The organism is Dictyobacter formicarum (genome assembly GCF_016587435.1).
Window position 1 is genome coordinate 247,425 of sequence record NZ_BNJJ01000006.1, and the last position, 20,621, is coordinate 268,045.

The 20,621-nt window shown below is 50.1% G+C and carries 17 protein-coding genes and 1 riboswitch; of the genes, 7 read left to right on the forward strand and 10 right to left on the reverse strand.

All coding sequences use genetic code 11. The features are described 5' to 3' along the window. Positions 1-599: 599 nt before the first annotated feature. The 3 genes from JMI88_RS12595 to holB form a co-directional block, all read right to left on the reverse strand. On the reverse strand, positions 600-1,526 hold the full coding sequence (locus JMI88_RS12595; protein WP_201362183.1) for a hypothetical protein: 927 nt from the start codon (positions 1,524-1,526) through the stop codon (positions 600-602). A 6-nt stretch (positions 1,527-1,532) separates the two neighbouring features. Then, positions 1,533-2,330 (reverse strand): enoyl-CoA hydratase/isomerase family protein, encoded by a 798-nt coding sequence (locus tag JMI88_RS12600; RefSeq protein ID WP_201362184.1) that lies wholly within the window; start codon positions 2,328-2,330, stop codon positions 1,533-1,535. Positions 2,331-2,409: 79 nt separating this feature from the next. Beyond that, entirely contained in the window at positions 2,410-3,438 is a 1,029-nt protein-coding gene (holB, locus tag JMI88_RS12605) for a DNA polymerase III subunit delta' (RefSeq protein ID WP_201362185.1), read from the reverse strand. A gap of 662 nt (positions 3,439-4,100) precedes the next feature. Between holB and JMI88_RS12610 the strand changes: the two genes are divergently transcribed. Together JMI88_RS12610 and JMI88_RS12615 are read left to right on the forward strand one after the other, a co-directional pair. Beyond that, positions 4,101-4,913 (forward strand): RNA polymerase sigma factor, encoded by an 813-nt coding sequence (locus JMI88_RS12610; protein WP_201362186.1) that lies wholly within the window; start codon positions 4,101-4,103, stop codon positions 4,911-4,913. Continuing rightward, positions 4,910-6,841: an anti-sigma factor family protein gene (locus tag JMI88_RS12615; RefSeq protein ID WP_201362187.1), complete on the forward strand. Its 1,932-nt coding sequence runs from the start codon at positions 4,910-4,912 to the stop codon at positions 6,839-6,841. Before JMI88_RS12610 ends, JMI88_RS12615 begins: the two co-directional genes overlap by 4 nt. A 91-nt stretch (positions 6,842-6,932) precedes the next feature. On the opposite strand, the gene JMI88_RS12620 is transcribed toward JMI88_RS12615, so the two are convergent. The 6 genes from JMI88_RS12620 to mtnA all read right to left on the reverse strand — a co-directional run bounded on the left by JMI88_RS12620 (position 6,933) and on the right by mtnA (position 14,409). Next, a complete protein-coding gene (locus tag JMI88_RS12620; protein ID WP_201362188.1) occupies positions 6,933-8,081 on the reverse strand; it encodes an acyl-CoA dehydrogenase family protein in 1,149 nt (382 codons plus the stop codon). A 185-nt stretch (positions 8,082-8,266) separates the two neighbouring features. Further along, positions 8,267-9,529, reverse strand: a complete 1,263-nt coding sequence (metK, locus tag JMI88_RS12625; RefSeq protein ID WP_268905991.1) for a methionine adenosyltransferase — start codon at positions 9,527-9,529, stop codon at positions 8,267-8,269. Between the two features lie 153 nt (positions 9,530-9,682). Then, positions 9,683-9,793: riboswitch (SAM riboswitch) on the reverse strand. Positions 9,794-10,105: 312 nt separating this feature from the next. Then, the gene (locus JMI88_RS12630) at positions 10,106-11,374 is read right to left on the reverse strand and encodes an adenosylhomocysteinase (RefSeq protein ID WP_201362189.1); all 1,269 of its coding nucleotides are present in this window, start codon (positions 11,372-11,374) and stop codon (positions 10,106-10,108) included. 177 nt (positions 11,375-11,551) lie between these two features. Further along, positions 11,552-12,499 carry a PfkB family carbohydrate kinase gene (locus JMI88_RS12635; protein ID WP_201362190.1) on the reverse strand — a complete coding sequence of 316 codons (948 nt, stop codon included), beginning with the start codon at positions 12,497-12,499 and terminating at the stop codon, positions 11,552-11,554. A 155-nt stretch (positions 12,500-12,654) separates the two neighbouring features. Beyond that, positions 12,655-13,287 (reverse strand): HD domain-containing protein, encoded by a 633-nt coding sequence (locus tag JMI88_RS12640; protein WP_201362191.1) that lies wholly within the window; start codon positions 13,285-13,287, stop codon positions 12,655-12,657. A gap of 24 nt (positions 13,288-13,311) precedes the next feature. Then, positions 13,312-14,409 (reverse strand): S-methyl-5-thioribose-1-phosphate isomerase, encoded by a 1,098-nt coding sequence (gene mtnA / locus JMI88_RS12645; protein ID WP_201362192.1) that lies wholly within the window; start codon positions 14,407-14,409, stop codon positions 13,312-13,314. Positions 14,410-14,810: 401 nt separating this feature from the next. Between mtnA and JMI88_RS12650 the strand changes: the two genes are divergently transcribed. From JMI88_RS12650 to JMI88_RS40100, 3 genes are all read left to right on the forward strand, one after another. Continuing rightward, a complete protein-coding gene (locus JMI88_RS12650; protein WP_201362193.1) occupies positions 14,811-15,347 on the forward strand; it encodes an RNA polymerase sigma factor in 537 nt (178 codons plus the stop codon). After that, entirely contained in the window at positions 15,344-15,847 is a 504-nt protein-coding gene (locus JMI88_RS12655; protein ID WP_201362194.1) for an anti-sigma factor family protein, read from the forward strand. Before JMI88_RS12650 ends, JMI88_RS12655 begins: the two co-directional genes overlap by 4 nt. Positions 15,848-16,051: 204 nt before the next feature. Next, complete coding sequence (locus JMI88_RS40100) at positions 16,052-16,174, forward strand: hypothetical protein (RefSeq protein ID WP_268905992.1); 123 nt, start codon at positions 16,052-16,054, stop codon at positions 16,172-16,174. A gap of 232 nt (positions 16,175-16,406) precedes the next feature. On the opposite strand, the gene JMI88_RS12660 is transcribed toward JMI88_RS40100, so the two are convergent. Further along, positions 16,407-16,922, reverse strand: a complete 516-nt coding sequence (locus tag JMI88_RS12660; protein ID WP_201362195.1) for an NUDIX hydrolase — start codon at positions 16,920-16,922, stop codon at positions 16,407-16,409. Between the two features lie 647 nt (positions 16,923-17,569). Here JMI88_RS12660 and JMI88_RS12665 point away from each other — a divergent pair. Continuing rightward, on the forward strand, positions 17,570-20,101 hold the full coding sequence (locus JMI88_RS12665) for a sensor histidine kinase (protein ID WP_201362196.1): 2,532 nt from the start codon (positions 17,570-17,572) through the stop codon (positions 20,099-20,101). Positions 20,102-20,109: 8 nt separating this feature from the next. Further along, positions 20,110-20,511, forward strand: a complete 402-nt coding sequence (locus JMI88_RS12670; RefSeq protein WP_201362197.1) for a response regulator — start codon at positions 20,110-20,112, stop codon at positions 20,509-20,511. The last annotated feature ends 110 nt before the right edge of the window (positions 20,512-20,621 follow it).

Genomic DNA, 20,621 nt, shown 5'->3' on the forward strand with positions numbered 1-20,621 from the left:
TTCACCAACGATAGAAACGTCTACAACTCTACTCGCGCTCACATTGAACGTGAGCGAGCCAACTACAACGATACATTGGCGTCAGAAAAGAGAGACAAACAAAAAGCCCGCCCCGAGTTTATAGCTCAGGGCGGGCTGATAGTTCTTGTATCAAAACCCGTGGTACCACCTGTTTTGGAAGCCACGTTGTATATGCGATTTCCCTCTCATCAGACACGGAATGCATCACACACTCATTCAAATGAATAGCATGTTAAAGAAAAATGTATTCGATGTCCTGCCCCTGGATAACGGAGGGCTACCGGCCAGAATTACTTACAACCTGGGTTGTGTTCGTCCCGCATCGCGATCCCATTAATAGAGGATCAGAGGGGGGCATTCCATGAGCTTGCTGAGATATCGGACTCTCACCGCCTCCGACTCGCTGACACTCAGAGCAGCATGTACTCGTCCCTCGTAACGATTTCTAAGTATTATACAGATAGTATATCGCACCTACAAAAATGTGTCAAGGATATCAAACGGTAAAACGGTAGAATTGCTCAGAACATGTCTTCATCTTCATTATCATCCAAATCAAAGTTTGTTTGTCCTTTGTGTTATTTGGGCTTGAGGATGTAGCCGGCGATTTCATAGCCGCGGCCCGGACGTTCCTTGTCGGGTAGGTCGGTAAGCCATTCCCATTGGGCTTCTTCGACGACTTCGAAGACGTCGCGGATCAGGTCTGGCAAGGTACGTGGTACCAGCGGGATGGTGCGACGATGGGTGGCGTCGTGGTCGGTGCCGTAGACGTCAAAGGCGAAGCCACGAATGTCGGTCAGCAGGACAGCCACGCCACCCAGGTCGAGCAGTTCGCGTATATAGTGGAGGTGCGCATTGATGACGCGGACTCGAAAAGCCTGGGCCGCATCCTGATAGCGGCGATGGCGCTCCTGATCCATCAGCAGCTCGGGGGCGGTCTGTTGGATACGGTCCAGAATATCTAACAATGGATAGCTGAATAACTGTGTGAGAACGATCGAGCTGACAACGAGACCAAAGTCGCCCGAGCGCAGAGTATGGATCACAGGTGGATCGGGAATAGGACACTGCTCAAGGCATTTTGCGGCGGCATCGAAGAAAACCTGACTGCCTTGAGCGGCCAGGGCCTTCCAATCCTCACGGTGCAGCAAGCGCGTAAGGTTGGTACTCACGCCGCCACTGATATCGCATTGTACGAAACGGACGCGCTTGCGCAGCGAGGCGGTCAACAACTCATCCCGACCGAGCTGCATGGAATTAAGGTCCAGATCGGCCAGCACAACCTCTTCGGAGGAGCGACCAATATCTGAGAGGGGTACCTCGGTACAGGCGCCAGCGCCCAGCACCAGGCTGCTACGAGAGGTACTTCCCTCCCGCAGCATCAGGCCACGCGAAACAAAGGAGGCGCAATTTTTGAGATGCTGCGGCGCATGCTGGCGAAACCATTCGCGCCGCTCCTTGCCTTGCATCTGGCTATTATAAGAAGTAAGTGTATCGATACGCACGATTTGCTATTTCCCAATATATTTTGGAGGCCGTTTCTGCATAAAAGCCTGAACACCCTCACGATGATCGGCAGTATTAATTGCCTTGGATTGAAATTCACCTTCTAATTGTAGCACGACCGCCAGATCTTTATCCTGCGAGGCATGGAATAGCTGCTTGATCAAGCCATAGGTCCGTGTCGGACCATTAGCCAGGCGCCGGGCAAGCGTGGCAACGGTCTCTTCTAATTCGGACAGAGGCACGCACTTATTGACCAGGCCAATGCGCTCGGCCTCGACTCCGTTGATCTCTTCAGCCAGCAGCGCCAGCTCCAGAGCTTTAGCCGAGCCAAGTAAGCGAGTCAGGAAATAGGCTCCCCCACCATCGGGTACCAGTCCAATGCGCGCAAAAGCCTCCGAGAGACGGGCATCATCGGCCGCGATGCGCAGGTCGCAGGCCAGGGCGATATTGAGAGATATACCAGTGGCCACTCCATGAATAGCGGCAATCACAGGCTGTGGGAGTTGCTGCAGACCCACAACCAGGCGATGATAAGCATGGAGATGTTCTTGAGCCACCTGAGAGCTTTCAGCGGTCCGCTCTTGAGCAAACAGGGAAAGATCCTGACCGGAACCAAAGGCACGACCCGCGCCAGTCAACACTACACACCGGATCTCCTCATCCCTGGCAGCCACCTCCACGATCTCAATCAGTTCTTGCACCATCAGATCATTGAAGGCATTCAGGACCGCGGGACGATTCATCGTAATCGTCAGCACACCGGCCTCGCGTTGAGCCAGCACATGTTGAAAATCGCTACGCATAACATAACCTCTTCCTTGAGTAGCAATGAAGTGTGCGATCTCATTGCGGCCGAAGTATAGGGAGAAAGGCGTACTGAACTTACGGCTTGATCATTGGTGTGTCCAGCATCAGCACTTCGAGGGCCACCCGCGCATTCACATTTTGATCCAGGGACTCCTGAGTCTGCAGGATTGCACGAACCATACGCTCGGCCTCGGTTGTCCCGACCTTCGCTGAATGTGCCTTCAGTAAGTCACGCATGTCAACGTTAATGGTGAGGTCAAGGCAATCATTTGCTGCCAATACCATATCACGCCACCACAACAACCACAACTCAAGCGTATGCCGTAGCTTCTCAGCATCGGTGCCCAGGCGCTGCACAAAATCAAAGCGCTGCACCTTCGTCACGGTTGGCAGTTTGGTCAACACTTCCAGCTGAGCCTTGCGCTCATCCAGCAGATCTTCATCCTCGACAGCCTGCACAGCCCAACCCAGACGGCCCGCGGCCAGCGCAGAGATCAAAGTAGCATCCTCCTCATCCACCTCCCATTGCTGCTGCAGCGCTTGCTTGATTTGCTGAGAAGTCAACAACTGCATCACCACCAATTGAACGCGCGAGAGAATAGTAGGCAGAAGTAGTCCGGCATCTGGAACGGTAAGTAGCAAGACCACATCCTTCTCTGGCTCCTCAAGCGTCTTTAAAATACAATTGGCCGCCTGCGTATTCATATCCTGAGCATTCTCAATAATGAAGATATTGCGCCGCCCCTCCAAAGTACGACGTGCGGCATCCGATTGCAGAGCGCGCACCTGCTCAATCAGGATAGCCTGCTTGTCAGCAGCTCTGGTGATGATATGTACATCGGGATGGTTCCCATGTAGTACTTTTCGGCAAGAGAGGCAGGAGTTACATGGCTCCGAAGGAGATATGTGCGGATCGGGACCACCAGTACACAACAACGCCTGGGCGAAACGCAGGGCCAGCAAGTTTTTACCAATGCGGGGCGGACCAGAGAATAAATAGGCATGACGCACCTGCTGTGCCGTTAAGGTCCGGCGCAGGAGATCCACAGCATGTTCGTGGCCAACAATATTCCAACCTGGTGCTTGTATCTGATGGCTTCCCATGCCCCCATAGTAACAAAATTACTCCTCAATAGCAAGTGATACTCCCACTCGCGAGCACAAAAACAGCGCCTAAAAAGCTGAGAAAATGCTTGGTATTCTTTCGCCACATAATATGTTCCTGATAAAAGATGCACAAGTCGCATCGATATCAAGGGAAATATGATATACTGTCTCCTATAGTGCTCGTTTTAGCGAGCTTTGAAAATCTTGCAGACAGCACATTTCAATACCACAAGAGTGCAGGTCAACTCTTTGCGATAAGCTTTCATGAGAAGTTCGTAGTTCAAGGATTGTATAGAACAACCTCTCAAACCGGGCGCATAGTTCAAGAGCGAGAGGATAAAAATAGATGAAACTGATCAAAAAGCCATGCCAGAAAGTGCAGGTATTGCCTTGAGAGCAGGCAGAGATATGATTATAGAATGTATAGCTATGCTGCCACCCAGCCAGAGTATGCAGAGCTTGCATAGCTGGTCGAATACTTCTTTCACCAACCGCAGACAAAAATGCTTTATCCTTTTCTAGGAGCTGCATAATTCATTATTAAGAAATGTCTACTATCTCATAGCATATTTCGTTACGCTTTGTTATGCTAACAAAGCACCTGTACGCTCCCTTAGAAGTATGTAAAAAATCTGCATTATATAAGGCCGATGTAACCGATGGATACCTCTATACGTTTCTACAATGCGAATAGCAAATTGAGTTCATCAAGTGATGAACAGCAAAGCCATTCGACTATTCCTATACCAGAGGATGAAGATGGTGTGGGGGAGACTAACCTCGAAACAATTGAAGTTTCGAGGGAACAATCTCAACCGGAAGAACAGACACCACCAGAGCAGGTAAATGTCGCTGATTTTGAGGCAATTTTTACGCGTTTTCAGGTACCAATCACCAACTTCATTTATCACTTGATAGGCAATAGAGAACAGGCTCATGATCTTGCTCAAGATGTATTCGTAAAAGCCTACAAAGCACTTTTAGGAGGAACGGTCGTCCAGCCCGGGGCATTATCGGCATGGCTGTATCGGATAGCGGCCAACACGACAACGGATTCCCTGCGGCGTCGACGTCTGATTTCCTGGCTACCACTTTCATTGTTTAATGAGGATCGAGGGATTGGGGCGGGCATGGTATCAGATTCCGGAGGGAATTCGGGAGATGGTTTTAACAACAATGAAGAACATACTGTTGAGGTGCGTTCCAGTTCAGTTAGCTCGATGTATGAACGCAATGGCTACAATGGCGGGCGCTTTGAAAGTCGGGTAGCAGATCGAGAAATTGTTGAGCGAATTTTTCAACAATTGCCACAAAAATATTCAGTGTGCCTCTGGCTTTACGAAAATGACGGTTTATCTTGCGCGGAAATTGCAGAAGTACTAAGTATCAGTCCTTCTGCAGTGAAGATGCGTTTAATGCGGGCAAGAGAACGTTTTATTGGATTGTATCAAAAAGAGGTCGGTGAAGATTGAACTGTCGTCAAGCGCGGGCATTGCTCGCCATATATCGTGAACAAAAACAAGATCCGACGAATACGGCTGAATTAGAAGATCATCTGGCGCATTGTGCAAACTGCAAAGACGCATACGCTCAATACCAGCTAGTTGGAGAGCGCATACGTTCTATGCCAGCAATCGAACCAGAACCAGATGCCCATCGCAAGCTGATGCAGGCGTTGGCAGCTGAGCATGTATGTTTCCTGCAGCGCACTCCAGCTTCAGCAACTTCAACACCGACACCAGTATTCCTGGCACCTTATCTTAAAGATCTTGCCCAACAAACAACACAGGCTGATTCGCTAGCTGCGTTTTCGACCGCAGATACGGGCCCGCTTCCGGTGCTTCAAGTCACACGACCACGCCGATTGCGCTCAACCCAGCATATTGCTATTATTGGGCTGGCAGCCTCTTTCCTGGTCGTTGTCATGCTAGGCGGCCTGATGTCGCTGTTATTCCTGGCCAACCAGGGACAACAAGGGGTACAACTCCCATCCAACCAGGTCAGTATCTCACGCCAAGAAGTAGCCCAGGCCGATACAACCACAACATTGACCCAAACCAGCTATGCGCATGTCGCCAGTACCGTGGCCAGCAATAATGCCATTTATTACTCGGCTTATAATGAGAATGGCTCAAACTGGATGCTGGAGAAGTTCAACACCACAGGCGATGCCAATGCAAGCCATGAAAGCTTTCCCTTGCTGGCCACACCGAGTACGCGGCCCCTGCTTATCCTGGGCAGCAGCAAGGACTGGTTGCTGTGGTTACAAATGGAGACGCCAAAGCATCCCACCGGCAAACAGTCACACATGCGAGCCGCCCACCTGGACAACCAGCCAGGAAAATTGACAGGCGCCTGGAGTCTTAAAGCGCTCTATGTAGGCCAGAATCCCAATGCGCAGAATCAGCCAGCCCAGCAGGCTAGCACGACAGACTTCGCCAAACCATTGACCCTGCATACAGATACCTTTAATAGCTCGACCGTCGCTGATTGGGTAAACTCACCAATTCAAGGGGTCAGTTTCTATACGGGCCACGCACTGGTAGCTCTGATTGATAGCAAGGGAACCTCGCACCTGCTTAACTACCAGTTCACACAAAATACGCTGAATAAGACTACCGAACTGACCAGAGCACAGGGTCAGCATGTACTGGCCTCGCCCGCGGCTACCAGCAATGGCAATAGCATCTACTGGGCAGATGAGTGGCAAACGCCAGATAATGGACTCAATAGCAATATCTGGACCCAACAGATGGTGGAAGCGGCCCCGACTAAAACGGGACGCTGGATTGATCATCTCGAGACCCAGACCTATCTGTATCGCGACGATCACGCTTCGTTCCGTCCACAGATAGTGAATGATACGCTCTTCTTCTTGAGTACGAATGGTAACGCAACAGCTGGTGCCACCGCCACCGCCACTCCTACGGCGGGAGTAACACCAACAGCGGTGAGCACGGTAACGCCCACCACAACGGCGCAGGCGAACGCCACGCCCACCCAGCAGGATATTTCAAAACTGCTGGGCAGTCCTACTGAGATTGATCCGACCGTGATTACGCCGCAGATCGATGCTGCTACCTCTGGCAAGCTACTGGCCTTCACAGCCAACGGAGCCGTCCCGGTCACCACCAACATCAGTGACAATGAGGTTCTCACAGGGCTACAGAGTGGCGAATCATTCTTGATCTGGCAGAACAGTAGTACAAAAGACTTCAAGATGTACGATACAAGGGCCAAAGTAATGGTCAATGGGATCAACACGATTGACCGGGGCAACACTGCACTGGTATCGGTAAATGACACGACGGTGATCTGGACCAAATACCTGGCGCCCGACCCCAACAATGCATCATCGGAGTCAAACGTAACGTTCACAACGCTCAAATGGCCTAAATAATCATAACGACAATGTCGCACACAAAGGCAGGCGGCCCAACCGCGTATAGCGCGGTTTGGGCCGCCTGCTTCTTTTTTATAAGCCGACCTATCTAACAGCCAAGCTGTTTGGCAATCAGCATACGTTGTACCTCGCTGGTACCCTCACCAATCTCATTAATCTTGACACTGCGCCAGTAACGCGAGACAGGATACTCATCCATATATCCGTAGCCCCCGTGGATCTGTACCGCCTGATCAGCGGCGCGCTTGGCAGTCTCAGAAGCAAACAGCTTGGCCATTGAGGCTTCGCGCGTATAGGGCTTCCCTTGCATATGCAGCCAGGCAGCTTTGTAATACATCAGGCGGGCCAGCTCTATCTCCATATCCATATCGGCCAGTTTGAACTGGATGGCCTGGAACTTACTGATTGGCTGGCCAAACTGCTTGCGCTGCTGGGCATAGCTCAGAGCCTCATCCAGACAGGCCTGGGCCAGTCCGACAGAGAGAGCGGCAATAGCAACCCTGCCAGCATCCAGGATGAGCAGAAACTGCTTAAAACCGTCACCAGGCCGTCCCAGGATGTTCCCTTCTGGCACCTGGCAGTCCTCAAAAGCCAGCGGACGTGTATCCGAAGCTTTCCAGCCCATTTTTTTATAGGCCTTGCCAATCACGTAGCCTGGAGTATCCCTGGGCACAATAATATTAGAGATCTCCGGGCGCCCCTTTGCCGTACGACCAGTCACAGCAGTAATCGTCACGCCGCCAGTCATATCGGTGCCGGCATTGGTAATAAAGGCCTTAGAGCCATTGATATGCCAGCAGCCATCTTGCAGCACGGCACGCGTCCGCGTACCGCCAGAATCCGAGCCCGCCTCCGGCTCAGTCAACCCGAACGCCCACAATTGCTCACCGCGAGCCAGGGGAACCAGATATTGCTCTTTCTGCTGTTGTGATCCAAAGAGAAAAAATGGCGTTGCGCCCAAAGAAGTATGAGCTTCCATTGTGATCCCAACGGAAACGTCTCCGCGTGAGATCTCCTCAATAGCCAGACAATACGAAAGAAAATCTGCCCCGGCCCCGCCATATTCTTCTGGGAATGGCAAGCCTAATAAACCCAACTCGCCCATCTGACGAACCAGCGCATAAGGGAATGAACCAGTGGCATCTATTTCTTCAGCAATGGGCTTGATTTCTTGTTCAGCAAATTCCCTGCATGTCTGACGAATGGCCATCTGCTCTTCATTGAGTGAAAAGTCCATATCGAGGGTGATCCTTTCTGCACTATGCATATAAGTTGTGATGAGTACAAGCAATCTGTACCTCACACATTATAGTAGATAAAGACCAGAAATAGCGAGAGGCAAAAATGGTTGGGGTAATACGACAAAAAAATCCTCCATCCTTTCAAGCAAAAGATGGAGGAAGAGCGATCGGTCACGCAAGATTACTGCGAGACAACCTCATTGGTTTCCAGACTGGCGCCCACGCCTTTGCGCAGCATGGGTACTTTATCCAGTGCTTCCCATGGCAGGTCAATATCGGTACGGCCGAAGTGACCAAAGGCAGCGGTCGGCTGATAGATAGGACGACGCAGGTCCAGAGCCTGGATAATGCCCGCCGGGCGCAGATCAAAGTGCTCATTGATCAGGCGCACAATCTCTTCATCCGAGACTTTTCCGGTCCCAAAGGTCTCGACGAACAGTGAGAGCGGACGCGCCACGCCGATGGCATAGGCAATCTGCAATTCCACGCGATCAGCCAGGCCAGCAGCCACAATATTTTTCGCGATATGGCGAGCAGCATAAGCGGCTGAACGGTCAACCTTGGTTGCATCTTTACCGCTGAAGGCACCGCCACCATGGCGAGCCATACCACCATAGGTGTCAACAATAATCTTACGGCCAGTCAGACCGGCATCACCCATTGGGCCACCGGTGACAAAGCGGCCAGTAGGATTGACATAGAACTTGGTATCCTCATCCAGCAGGTGCGCAGGAATAACGGGTTTAATAATATACTCAATCACATCCTGGCGAATCTGTTCTCGATCCACGTAATCAGCGTGCTGGGTGGAGACCACAATCGTATCGACACGGGTAGGCATGCCATGCTCATACTGCACAGTGACCTGAGCCTTACCATCGGGGCGTAAATATGTCATTGGACCCTGGCCGCTCCAGGATTTACGGCGCACCTGTGACAACTGGCGCGTCAATTTGTGGGCCAGGCTGATTGGCATCGGCATCAGTTCAGGGGTCTCATTACAGGCAAAACCAATCATCATACCCTGGTCGCCGGCACCAATACGCTCCAATTCATCATCGCTTAACTGCACAACCTTGTCGCCTCTGGTCTCCAGCGATTTGCTGACACCCATATCGATATCGGGCGATTGCTTACCAATGGAAGTCGTAACGCCACAGGTGCGATAGTCAAAACCATAGTCGGCATTGATATAACCAACCTGCTCAATCGTCTGGCGCACTACCGCCGACATATCAATCCAGGCTGAAGTTGAAATTTCACCAGCAACCAGAACCAGGCCTGTCGTTGTAGCCGTCTCACAGGCCACGCGAGCCATAGGATCCTGTACCAGAATCGCATCCAGAATCGCATCAGAAATTTGATCACATAGTTTATCTGGATGACCTTCAGTCACCGACTCGCTAGTAAAAAATGTTTTAGGGTTGCGCATGAAACTTGTCATGAGCTATTCCTTTCTCGAAAAAATTTGGTGACACATGCATATGTATGGCCATATTTGTTACTTTTATTCTATGCTGAAGGTGAAATGAGAATTGTCTGTGGGGCTCAGGCATAAAAAAACCCCTTTTCTCAGGGGTGTGGCTTTTGCACATTCCCCTCATCTTGCGGCATAGCATAGACCGCCGGAATTGGCACCCTTCTTGTTAGAAACAAGCGGGTTGCCGGGCTTCATCGGGCCGTTTCCCTCCACCTCTCTTGATGAGAGTGATTACACTCATGTATTTATTTGTCCATGTAGCAGGTGATTTTTTAGCTACCTATGCGCTTGTCATCACCTATGATTGTACGCTATAGATCTACCAGATGTCAATTCTCATTGACATTGATCGACATAATGTGATCACAAATAAACAACGACAAACGCGACATGTGACAATATAACGCTACCAATTCGCTATGAGCATGCACGTATGCATGGATAGGTATCATTGGCGTAATGAGAAAGAGAAGCGAAGGATAGCAAGCTGGCAATATAGTGTCACGCTAACTTGCTATCCATGACCACAGGAAATACGGCTTAGGTGCCAGACTCCCATGAGTTGAGGTACTTCTCTTGCTCATCCGTCAGCGTGTCAAATTTGATGCCCATGGCATGCAGTTTGAGACGAGCGATCTCTTTGTCGAGCTCCTGTGGCAAGGTGTATACCTGGGGCTTCAGCTCTTTGGCATGATTGAGCATGAACTCTGAGCCCAATGCCTGGTTGGCGAAGCTCATATCCATCACGCTAGCAGGATGGCCTTCGGCGGCAGACAAGTTGACCAGGCGACCCTCAGCCAGCAGGTGCACGCGGCGACCATCGGCATAAGTGTACTCGTCGACAAAGTCGCGGACACGCCGTTTGCTCGTGGCCAGCTTCTCCAGAGCCGGGATGTTGATCTCGTCATTGAAGTGGCCGGAATTGGCAATCAAGACGCCGTCTTTCATTTTTTCCATATGAGCCTGGTCGATCACGTTGATGTCGCCGGTAACGGTAATGAAGACATCACCCAGAGCGGCAGCTTCTATACCAGGCATGACGCGATAGCCATCCATGACGGCCTCTAAGGCGCGGGTTGGATCGACTTCACAGACGATCACGTTAGCGCCATGACCATGGGCACGTGAAGCAACGCCACGGCCACACCAGCCATAGCCAAAGACCACAATAGTACGGCCAGCGAGCAGAACATTGGTTGAGCGAATAATCGCATCCAATGTGCTCTGACCTGTTCCATAGCGATTATCAAATAAATGCTTGGTATCAGAATCATTCACAGCCAGGACAGGGAAGCGCAGGACGCCTTGCTTCTCCATGCTGTGCAGGCGGATCACGCCGGTGGTGGTCTCTTCCATGCCACCAATGATGGCGGGAATCAAATCTGTACGTGTGGTGTGCAGAGTTGAAACCAGGTCACACCCATCATCCATCGTCATCTGAGGATTGTGGTCGAGCACAGAATTAATATGGCTGTAGTAGGTTTTCTCATCCTCACCTTTGATGGCATAGGTAGGAATACCATACTCGCTCACCAGGGCAGCGGCCACGTCATCCTGGGTAGAAAGAGGATTCGAGGCGCACAACACCAGGTCAGCACCACCGGCTTTCAAGGTGATGGCCAGGTTAGCGGTCTCAGTTGTGATATGCAAACAGCCCGACATACGCACACCTTTGAGTGGCTGCTCCTTAGCAAAGCGCTCACGAATGAGGCGCAGTACAGGCATATCCTTAGCGGCCCACTCAATACGGTCTTTACCGCGAGGAGCCAGAGAGAGATCTTTTACATCTCCACGTGTTGAAGTAGTCATGTATTTTATAACATTCCTTCCGTACTGACGTACGATTGTAATAGCAATGGAAAACGTTCTGGTGGGAACGTTCTAAATTATTCTACAACATTTCTCAAAACGCAACTATTGCTTACAAAAAGCTGCTGCGACATGAAAAAATATATGGTAATGCATCATAGTGATGCCAACAAATAACTAGTGAGCTCCGTCAGGAGTCCAGGTTGGATCAAAATGAGAGTAGCGAACCAGCTCACTATAGCGCTGCGCAATGTCATCCAGAGATAAAGTGGTTAAACCACCAATGCCGAAATCTGCACAGGCGAAAGAGCCGATAATATTCCCATGCACGACCGCGCGCTTCAGGTCGTCGACAGAGAAGCGCCCGGAAGCATCCGTCTGAACGGTTGAGAGGTAGCCAAGGAAGCCTCCCGCAAAAGAGTCTCCGGCGCCGGTTGGATCAACTACTTCTTCCAGCGGATATGAAGGTGCGCTAAAATAAGTGCCGTCGGCACCAAAAAGCAAGGCTCCATAGCTGCCCAGTTTTACTACCACATATTTTAAACCCTGTGTAAAGAAGTGCCGCACGCCCGACAAAATACTGGACTGATTAGTATATTGCCGAACCTCTTCCTCGCTCATCAAGAGCACATCTACCTGCTTGATTACCTCGGTCAACTTATCACGCGAGGTATTGATCCACAGTTCCATGGTATCCAGAACAGTGAACTGGGCATTGGGCATCTGCTGAAGCACCTCCATTTGCAGTTCCGGCTGAATATTGGCCAGGAAAACCAGTGGGCTCTGTGTATAAGCCTCTGGCACGACTGGATGGAAATCTCCAAAGACCCCTAGTTGGGTATCGAGGGTATCACGAGCATTCATATCCATGTGATAGCGCCCATGCCAGTGGAAAGTCTTACCTTCCTGAATCTGGAGACCATCGAGGTTAACCGAGCGGTTACGCCAGAAGTCAAGATGCTCACGAGGAAAGTCACTCCCTACAATCCCCACCAGATTTACCTGATCATAAATAGATGCGGCAGTAGCGAAATAGGATGCTGCTCCTCCCAGGACACTGTCCATCCTGGTAAAAGGAGTTTCTACTGTATCCAGGGCCACTGAGCCCACAACAAGAATAGGCAAGATTCGCCTCCATAAAAATTGTCTTGTACAATGAGAGAGATTTTTCTCTCAAAAAGTTTCATTAAATGGCACTAATTTTCCGAGGTGCTGTAAAAAGCATTTGGCAACGCCGTCTGGACGCGGCTAGCTCCGCTCATCCAGATGAATGGAATGGCTTAAATCGGGGTGGCATCGCTTAAATGCTCAATAACACCATCCAGAAAAGCCAGTGTATTGTTGAATTTGTTTCGGGCCATGTTACGGGCCGGGGTGGTATTTAATGATTGGTACAGCTCAATAAAACGCTCTTCGACATGGCGCAAAATCGCAGCCAGCACCTCACCGGTGACCGCTCGGTTTGGATAGCGAGCCCCGAACTCGATGAGTGAAGTAACCACGGCCAATCCACTTAAGCGGCCCAGTTTATCCGCATCATAGAGAATATGACCCTCAGTCACCGTTTCAGTGCGTTGATCAGGTGCAACTACCGTGGTATGAGTCAAAATAGCCTGCTCTACGCGTTGCACCTGCTCTTCAGGTGCATCAAGCTTGCGCAGAAACTCAACTGCCATCTCAGCTGATTTAACCTGGTGATCCAGGAAACCATGGGTCACAGTTGAAATGTCATGAAGATAGCCAGCAATAATCAATGCATCAGTATCGATGGCAACGGCCTGGTCTTCCTGCGCCTCTAATTCAAGAGCCAGCAATTTGCAATTCGCGACCACAGCGCTCACATAGCGAAAGCCTTCGCCACCCATAACTCCTTCTGCGTATTGGGCTGCAGCTTGCACGACATCTGTATCCATTCCTAATTTTACCTTCCGTAAAAGCTAGTGTTCCGTATTCATCCCCCTCAGATTTTCACGATACGGAGGTCGCACGATCCCTTTTTCTGTAATAATAGCAGCTATATAGGGATGAGGCGTGACATCAAAAGCGGGGTTAGCCACCGTGACACCAGCGGGAGCGATCGGGGTCCCATACAATGTCGTTACTTCCTCAGACCTCCGTTGCTCTATGGGAATCTGATCTCCTGAGGGGAGTGAGAGGTCAATCGTAGAGCAAGGAGCCACCACATACAGCGGAATCTGGTGAGCATGGGCCAGTACAGCCAGGCTATAGGTGCCAATTTTGTTAGCGACATCGCCGTTAGCAGTGATGCGGTCGGCTCCCACAAAAATAGCGCGAATATCGCCCTGGCGCATAAAATGGCCCGCCATGTTATCAGTAATCAGCGTCAGCGGAACGCCTTCTTGCTGCAACTCCCACGCCGTCAAGCGTGCTCCCTGAAGGATAGGACGCGTTTCATCAACCAGGACATGCAGGTGCTTGCCGCTGCGTGCCGCCACATATATCGGGGCCAGCGCGGTCCCGATGCCTGTTGTGGCCAGGGCACCAGCATTACAATGTGTCAATAATGTATCGCCATCAGCAATCAATTCGGCCCCATAGACGCCCATCTGCCAGCAAGCCTGTGCATCTTCAGCGGCAATTGCTTGCGCCTCTTCTTTCAATAGGGTCACTAGTTGCCGGGTCGACCGGGCCTCTAAGCAGACACGCTGCATACGCTCGGTTGCCCAGAATAAATTCACTGCCGTGGGTCGAGTACGGCATAGGAGTTGGGCAACCTCATACACGTGCTCATTAAGCTCAGCTAGTGTGAGCTCTTGCTGGCTTGCCTGACGCTCAGCCAACAGTCGCGCGGCGGCCAGAGCAATGCCAAAGGCGGCCGTGACGCCAATAGCCGGTGCACCTCTTACTCTCAAACTGGCGATCGCTTCGGCCACCTGCTGTTCATGCTGAAGGTGCAGAGTAACAATCTGTTGCGGTAAAAGAGATTGATCCAGTATGCCAACCTGCACACGATCAGGTGGATCTTCCTCCCACCACACTGTCCGCACCTGCGAATGAAACAAATTGTCATTCATGGGATTGGAGCTCCTCTAAATCTTACCATGCACTCGTTGGATGGTAAGACGTTTTGGGCATAATCCCCCGATATGTAACGAAGGGGTAACGCAAACCGCGCTTTATGCACCCAATAGTACTAACCCATAAGTGAATGATTGCGGTAAATCCTCCAGAGTATGCTACCATGATAAACGATACAACACTCAACAGCAAGTATGCATGACTACTTTATCATGTTACTGATAGCGTTAGTTGTCCGTTCCACTAGACAGAAGGAAAAAGCGTTTCCGTCGCGCCAGGGGTGCACTCGCTCGTGTGAAGTGCCTGCCCACCATACTATATGGCCTGGAGATCGCTACTAATCCTCTTGCATGGAACGGACAAGAGAACACAGTAGCTATCGAAGGGATTGTAGCGCATGGTCCGGGTGGAAGCCAAGGAAAACTCCTGGTCTTTTGAACAAATTTACGACGAATACAAAACACCTATTTACAACTATGTCTATCATTTGGTAGGGGATCGTGAGCAGGCCGATGACCTGACACAGGATACCTTTCTGAAGGCTTTTCGTGCTCTGCCAAAAATGGATGCGAACTTAAAATTGTCGGCCTGGCTTTATCGTATTGCTACTAATACAGCATATGATGCCTTACGTCGTCGCAAGCTGATTGCCTGGTTACCCTGGCAAGATCTCGACCACGAACCAGCGGACGTTGAGAGTGCAGATCCACAAGAGATATATGGCACCACTGAAATGGTTCGTGCAGCACTGCGCCGCATGCCTCAGCAGTATAGGGCAGCACTGTTATTATATACTCAGGAGGGTTTCTCCTATAGCGAAATTGCCCATACCCTGAACATTGCTGAGAGCGGCGTCAAAATGTATCTTTCGCGTGCACGTCAGTCGTTTCGAGAGCATTATCGGTCCCTGGAACAAGGAGGAGGCACTAAATGAACTGTGAGCAGGTCAGGGATTTGCTCAGTGCTTACCTTGACGATCAGCTCACAGCAGATGAGCGCCAGAGGGTGAGCGCCCATCTGCCTTCTTGTCCACAATGTGCTGGCATCCTGGCTGATTATCGCCGTTTTGATGCCCTGCTGGCCCAACTACCACGGGTCACTCCTACGCCTGATCTGCGTAACAGGATACTGGCTACAACTGGTCCATTCATCAGCGACGGTCAGCAAAAGTCTCCTGATGCGCATAGCCATTCGCTACATTATACTCCATTGTTCTTGCCGATACGGAATTTTTTTCCTAAACAACAAACAATAGATAACACACAAACGCTCTCAAAATCATCCTCCTTCCCCCAGCCTTCTCAACCGCTGCTCAACCACTATCCCAGGCGCAACACCTTTGGTCTGCAACTAACCCTCATTTTGATCCTTGTCCTTCTAACCTATGGTATCCGGCTATTCTTTGTTCATTACAGCTGGCAAAAACGCTCTTAGCTAAAAAGGGCTACTACCATATTTCCCGATCCTCAACAAAAAGGGGCTGATAACATGACATGGATCTGACCGCCCTTACCCTTGAACCGCAAATGGACGGCTCTTACCTTGTTTTAGGTGTACCGACAACGGGGAATGACCCAGAGTTTGCCGAACTCATATACAGGTATGACACACTTGTGAGGGTTGATAAGCAAAGTATGCGTGGTCTCTCTCGCCCGTGTTGTCGATGCCTTGCGTGGTGTTCCTGGCCAAGAACACGTTCTGCAACTGGAACGCGCAGGCCAGCGCGTCGTGGTGAGTGTTCCAGTTGCACGCATACTATAGAGGTCGCAGAGAGAAAGGGGAAAGGGACTATCTAGAGAGGGTGTCAATGTACAAGATGTCGATTGCATTCTACCCTATCTCCGCAGAATTTACGTGGAGGCATTTAGGCAAAGGCGCAGTTCTTGTTTCTGTTCTCTCAGCAATTGGAGCGGTCATAGTTGCTGTACTGATTTATCACGAAAAAGTAACCAGCTACCAGCTGATCGGACCCGTACTAGGTATCGCTGCAATATTAATGAGTAGCTGCGGCTAAGGCAGCTTCATAAAACTCATGGTGTAATTTTACCCACGAGACCTTTAAAGCTTCTGATGGGGCAAAAAGAGCACATCCTTGTGATTCCTCTGTTGGAACAAACTCATCCATCGACACTACTTGGGACCAATAAAATATCTGATAACTATCAGGGTAGGGGTAACGATATCCTTCAGGTTTAGGACAAAGGTGCCGTAAACGTTGATACCCAAGCAGGTGCAACGGCCCTAATGTTGCCCCTGTTTCTTCATACACTTCTCGGCGAGCAGCCTCTTCAGCAAGTTCACCAGGCTCAACATGACCTCCAGGAATGTCCCATCCACGATCAATCAAGTTCGTCAGCAGGAGACGATCGCCGGAAAAAGCTAAGGCAAAAGCTGTCGATATCGCCTCACTTGGAGGGAGATGAGAGGAAAGGACAAGCCAACCTTCATTTGGTTTAGGTAGCCATACAATATCTTTCTCGATACGAAGAATTTTTTCAGCTTTCTGCATTTTTACTCCATAAATCTATAAAGGTAGTTATTTCAACAAAAGGTAATATAACATATAAAAGCAACGAATGTCTAACATTGTCAGCAATATCAAAAAGTACTCAGTGAACATACACCACTTCTTATGTAGTTCAAATCCTCCCATCGCCAAATCACCCATTTACCAGTTGATTGAAATTATAATCTTTGCCACATAAATTGCATTTATCTCAACCAGATAGCATATACGCAAAAAATACCTGGATTATTTACTCCAGGTGCTTTTTATAACCATAGAAAAAATGATAAAATGTATATAATGTACAGTTCTTAGATACTGAAATTAAAGCAAGAAAAAATGTCCAATGTAATACATAAAGTAATCGTAAAGAATCCGCAAAGTGGCTTTAAACCTGTTTACTTTGAATAAGATTATACGTTATAATACATAGGCTTAGGATGGATGGCGGGATGTGCGTAGGCAAGCAGACCCACCTCGACGAGCAGCTTGTAGCGGACATCTAAGATTTACGTGCAACCTTTTCCCCATGGGGTTCGCACGCGCACCTCCTGGAGTTTCGCGTCGCGCCAGAAGCAGACGCGTTGTAAGGGGAAGACGAGCTGGCACCCCGTCCTCCCCTTGCTTTTACCATGGGTAGGAAGGGTCACATGCAATTCACAGTACGATCACTGGGTGGAAAACTGATAATAGTTGCAACGTTGACTCTTTTGCTTTGTATGCTCCTCTTTTCAATCGTTTCCTGGGGTATGTTCAGGTTCTATTCAGAATATCAAGCCAGGAGAGACGCACAATCACATCTTTCTCATATACAGGTCGCCTATCAGGAACATACCAGGTCTTTCATACAAACTGTCAATAAGATAACACAGGATAAACAATTTACTGCAACGCTCGCACGCTCTTCAGCAGCGAACGGCAGTAGCGCTGTCCGTACCCTGCTTGATCAATACGCGACCAGTAATTCTCTGTATTCGCTAGATATTTTTGATAAGAATGGTCATGAACTAACTCCCGCCGCACTTCCATTGACCAGCGCGCAACAACAACGTATGATAGGGGCCAGCCAGGGACAAACAATACTACTGCTCCAGCCGCTGGCCCAGGCCTCTCCCACTACAGCATCCAGACCACAGTGGCTGCTTTTATTAGCTCTTCCTACACCGACATATCCCGGAGGAGTCATGGTGGCCGCGCAGGCCATCAATAGTCAGTTTATGCAAGATCTCAGCCAGCAGGCCGATACCAAACTATTAACCTGTGTGCAGAACCAGTTTATGGGTGCGACCGAATTAGATCTGCTACAGGCTACCACGCTGCAAAATATATCGCAGCAAGAACTTTGCCAGAGCGAAGAGCCACGGATAGTGAAGAGTAACCGGTCATACCTGGTACAGGGTCACAGCATGCACCTGGCCCAACAGGTAGCCGGTACGCCCGACCTGACACTGACCACAATTGAGCCACTCTATAACCTCAACATCCATCCCAGGCGGTCAGCGCTATTGATCGTGGGTACAGGTCTGGTTGTATTTTCACTGGGCATCATTCTCTTCTCCTTTTTTACCAGTGTCTTACTAATCCGACCGCTCCGCCGCCTGCAGACTCATGCCCAGATTCTGGTAGCCCAGAACACGGGTGTGCAGATGGAGTTGCCGAGTGCCAACGAACTGTCAATGCTGGCCCATTCTTATCAGCTATTAAACGAATCGCTCTACAATGAGAGCCAGGCCTTGATCGACCAGACGCATAACCTGCTGGTAATGAGTGACGCCCTGATGTCCACATTAAACCTGGAGCAACTGCTGAACGAGTTTGTATCGCGCATGGGTCATATCATGCAGGTAAAGCACGTGGCATTGCTGCTCTATGGACGCGAAAGTATCGCACCCTGGGCGGTAGCGCAGTGGTCGGAGACGCCTGAGAAGCCACCGCAACTGGAGGCGTCAGTCCCCAAAAACACGGTCACAGTTTATACTGATCCAAATAACGATATCACCATGGCCGTGACCAGCAAAATGGCTGCCATCCCTAATCCACATTCGCTGACACCCAGCGCGAAACGCGCCGCCATCCGCGCCAGCGCGCCAGTTACAGAGAGCACCATCAAACAGTCGCGCATCCCCAATCACGCCCTGCGTGAACTGGATATGACGTTGGCGCGCATGGCGATACATCGGCAAAAGATCGTCTACGGCGAAGACATCACTACTATTTATCAGAAAAAACAGGAGCACTGGGCCCGTCTGGCATTAGAAGCCGGCTATTGCTCTGCCATTGCGGTACCGCTGCTCTTGCAGGACCAGGCAATTGGTGCATTTATACTTTATACTGAAGAGTCACACCCGATCAGCAATCGCGATACCTTCTTACTCAGTACAGCCGCATTGCAAACATCGATGGCCATTGAAAATGCGCTCTTATTTGCAGAAGTCAAGGATAAGAATGCAGCCCTTGAACGCGCTAACCATTTGAAATCTCAGTTTCTGGCCAATGTAACCCATGAGCTACGCACGCCACTGCATAGTATCATAAGCTATGGCGCACTCATCCTGGAAGGATTTGTGGATGGGTCGCTCACAACGGAACAGGAACAACACATCCAATTTATGGTAAACCGAGCCGAGGATCTCTCGCACCTGGTCGACGATATGCTGGATCTCTCAAAAATCGAAGCCGACCGTATCGAGATAAAATCTGAACCACTTGAGCTAGCAACCAGCCTGTCCGAGGTGGTTGAACAATTGAAGCCACTGGCCAACAATAAAGAGCTCTATCTACGTCTGGAAATCGACAACGGCTTACCGCAGGTTGCGGCCGATGAGCATCGCTTGCGCCAGGTGGTCATTAATCTGGTTTCAAATGCCATCAAATTTACTGAAAAAGGGGGCGTAACCATTCACTGCCACCACTTGAAACAGCAGGGTATGATGCAAATCGCGGTAACAGACACCGGGATCGGTATTTCGCCCGCAGTTCTGGGCTACATCTTTGAAGCATTTCGCCAGGCCGATGGCAGCACAACCAGGCGTTTCGGTGGTACAGGGCTTGGCCTCACTATCGCGAAAAAACTCATTGAATTGCAAGGCGGTGAAATCGCGGTGGAAAGTGTACCAGGAGAAGGGTCTACATTTTCGTTCACATTGCCAGTTGCGGACCCGCTTGAAGTGAAAATCACATGAGAGAAACTATGAATAATACATCAACGCATAATATACATCAGCCAACCATTATGGTAATTGAAAACGAGGTGTCCAATCGACTCTTGATTGAGCGTGTCTTATCCACACGCGGCTATCGCTGTATCTCAGCCTCCAACGGACGAGACGCATTAGAAATGTTAGATCGGGAGCGCGTCGACCTGGTATTAACCGATCTCTCAATGCCTGTACTGGACGGCTATCAAACCACACAACTCATCCGCGCTCGTCCTGGCATGCAAAATGTGCCTATTGTAGCGGTAACGGCGTTCGCTCTCAACGATGAAGGTGAAGCTGCTAAACAAATCGGCTGCACAGAATATCTCACCAAACCGTTTAAACCACGTCAGCTTCTGGAAGTGGTTGAGCGTCTACTCCATCAATCCGCCTAAAGCGGACTTGTTCTCTCGCTGAACGATGTGCCATACTGAAGAGGGATCACATACAGTATTGCTAATCGATCAGGCTTAGCCGCGCTCGTCAGCCAGAGCAACCCCTGTCG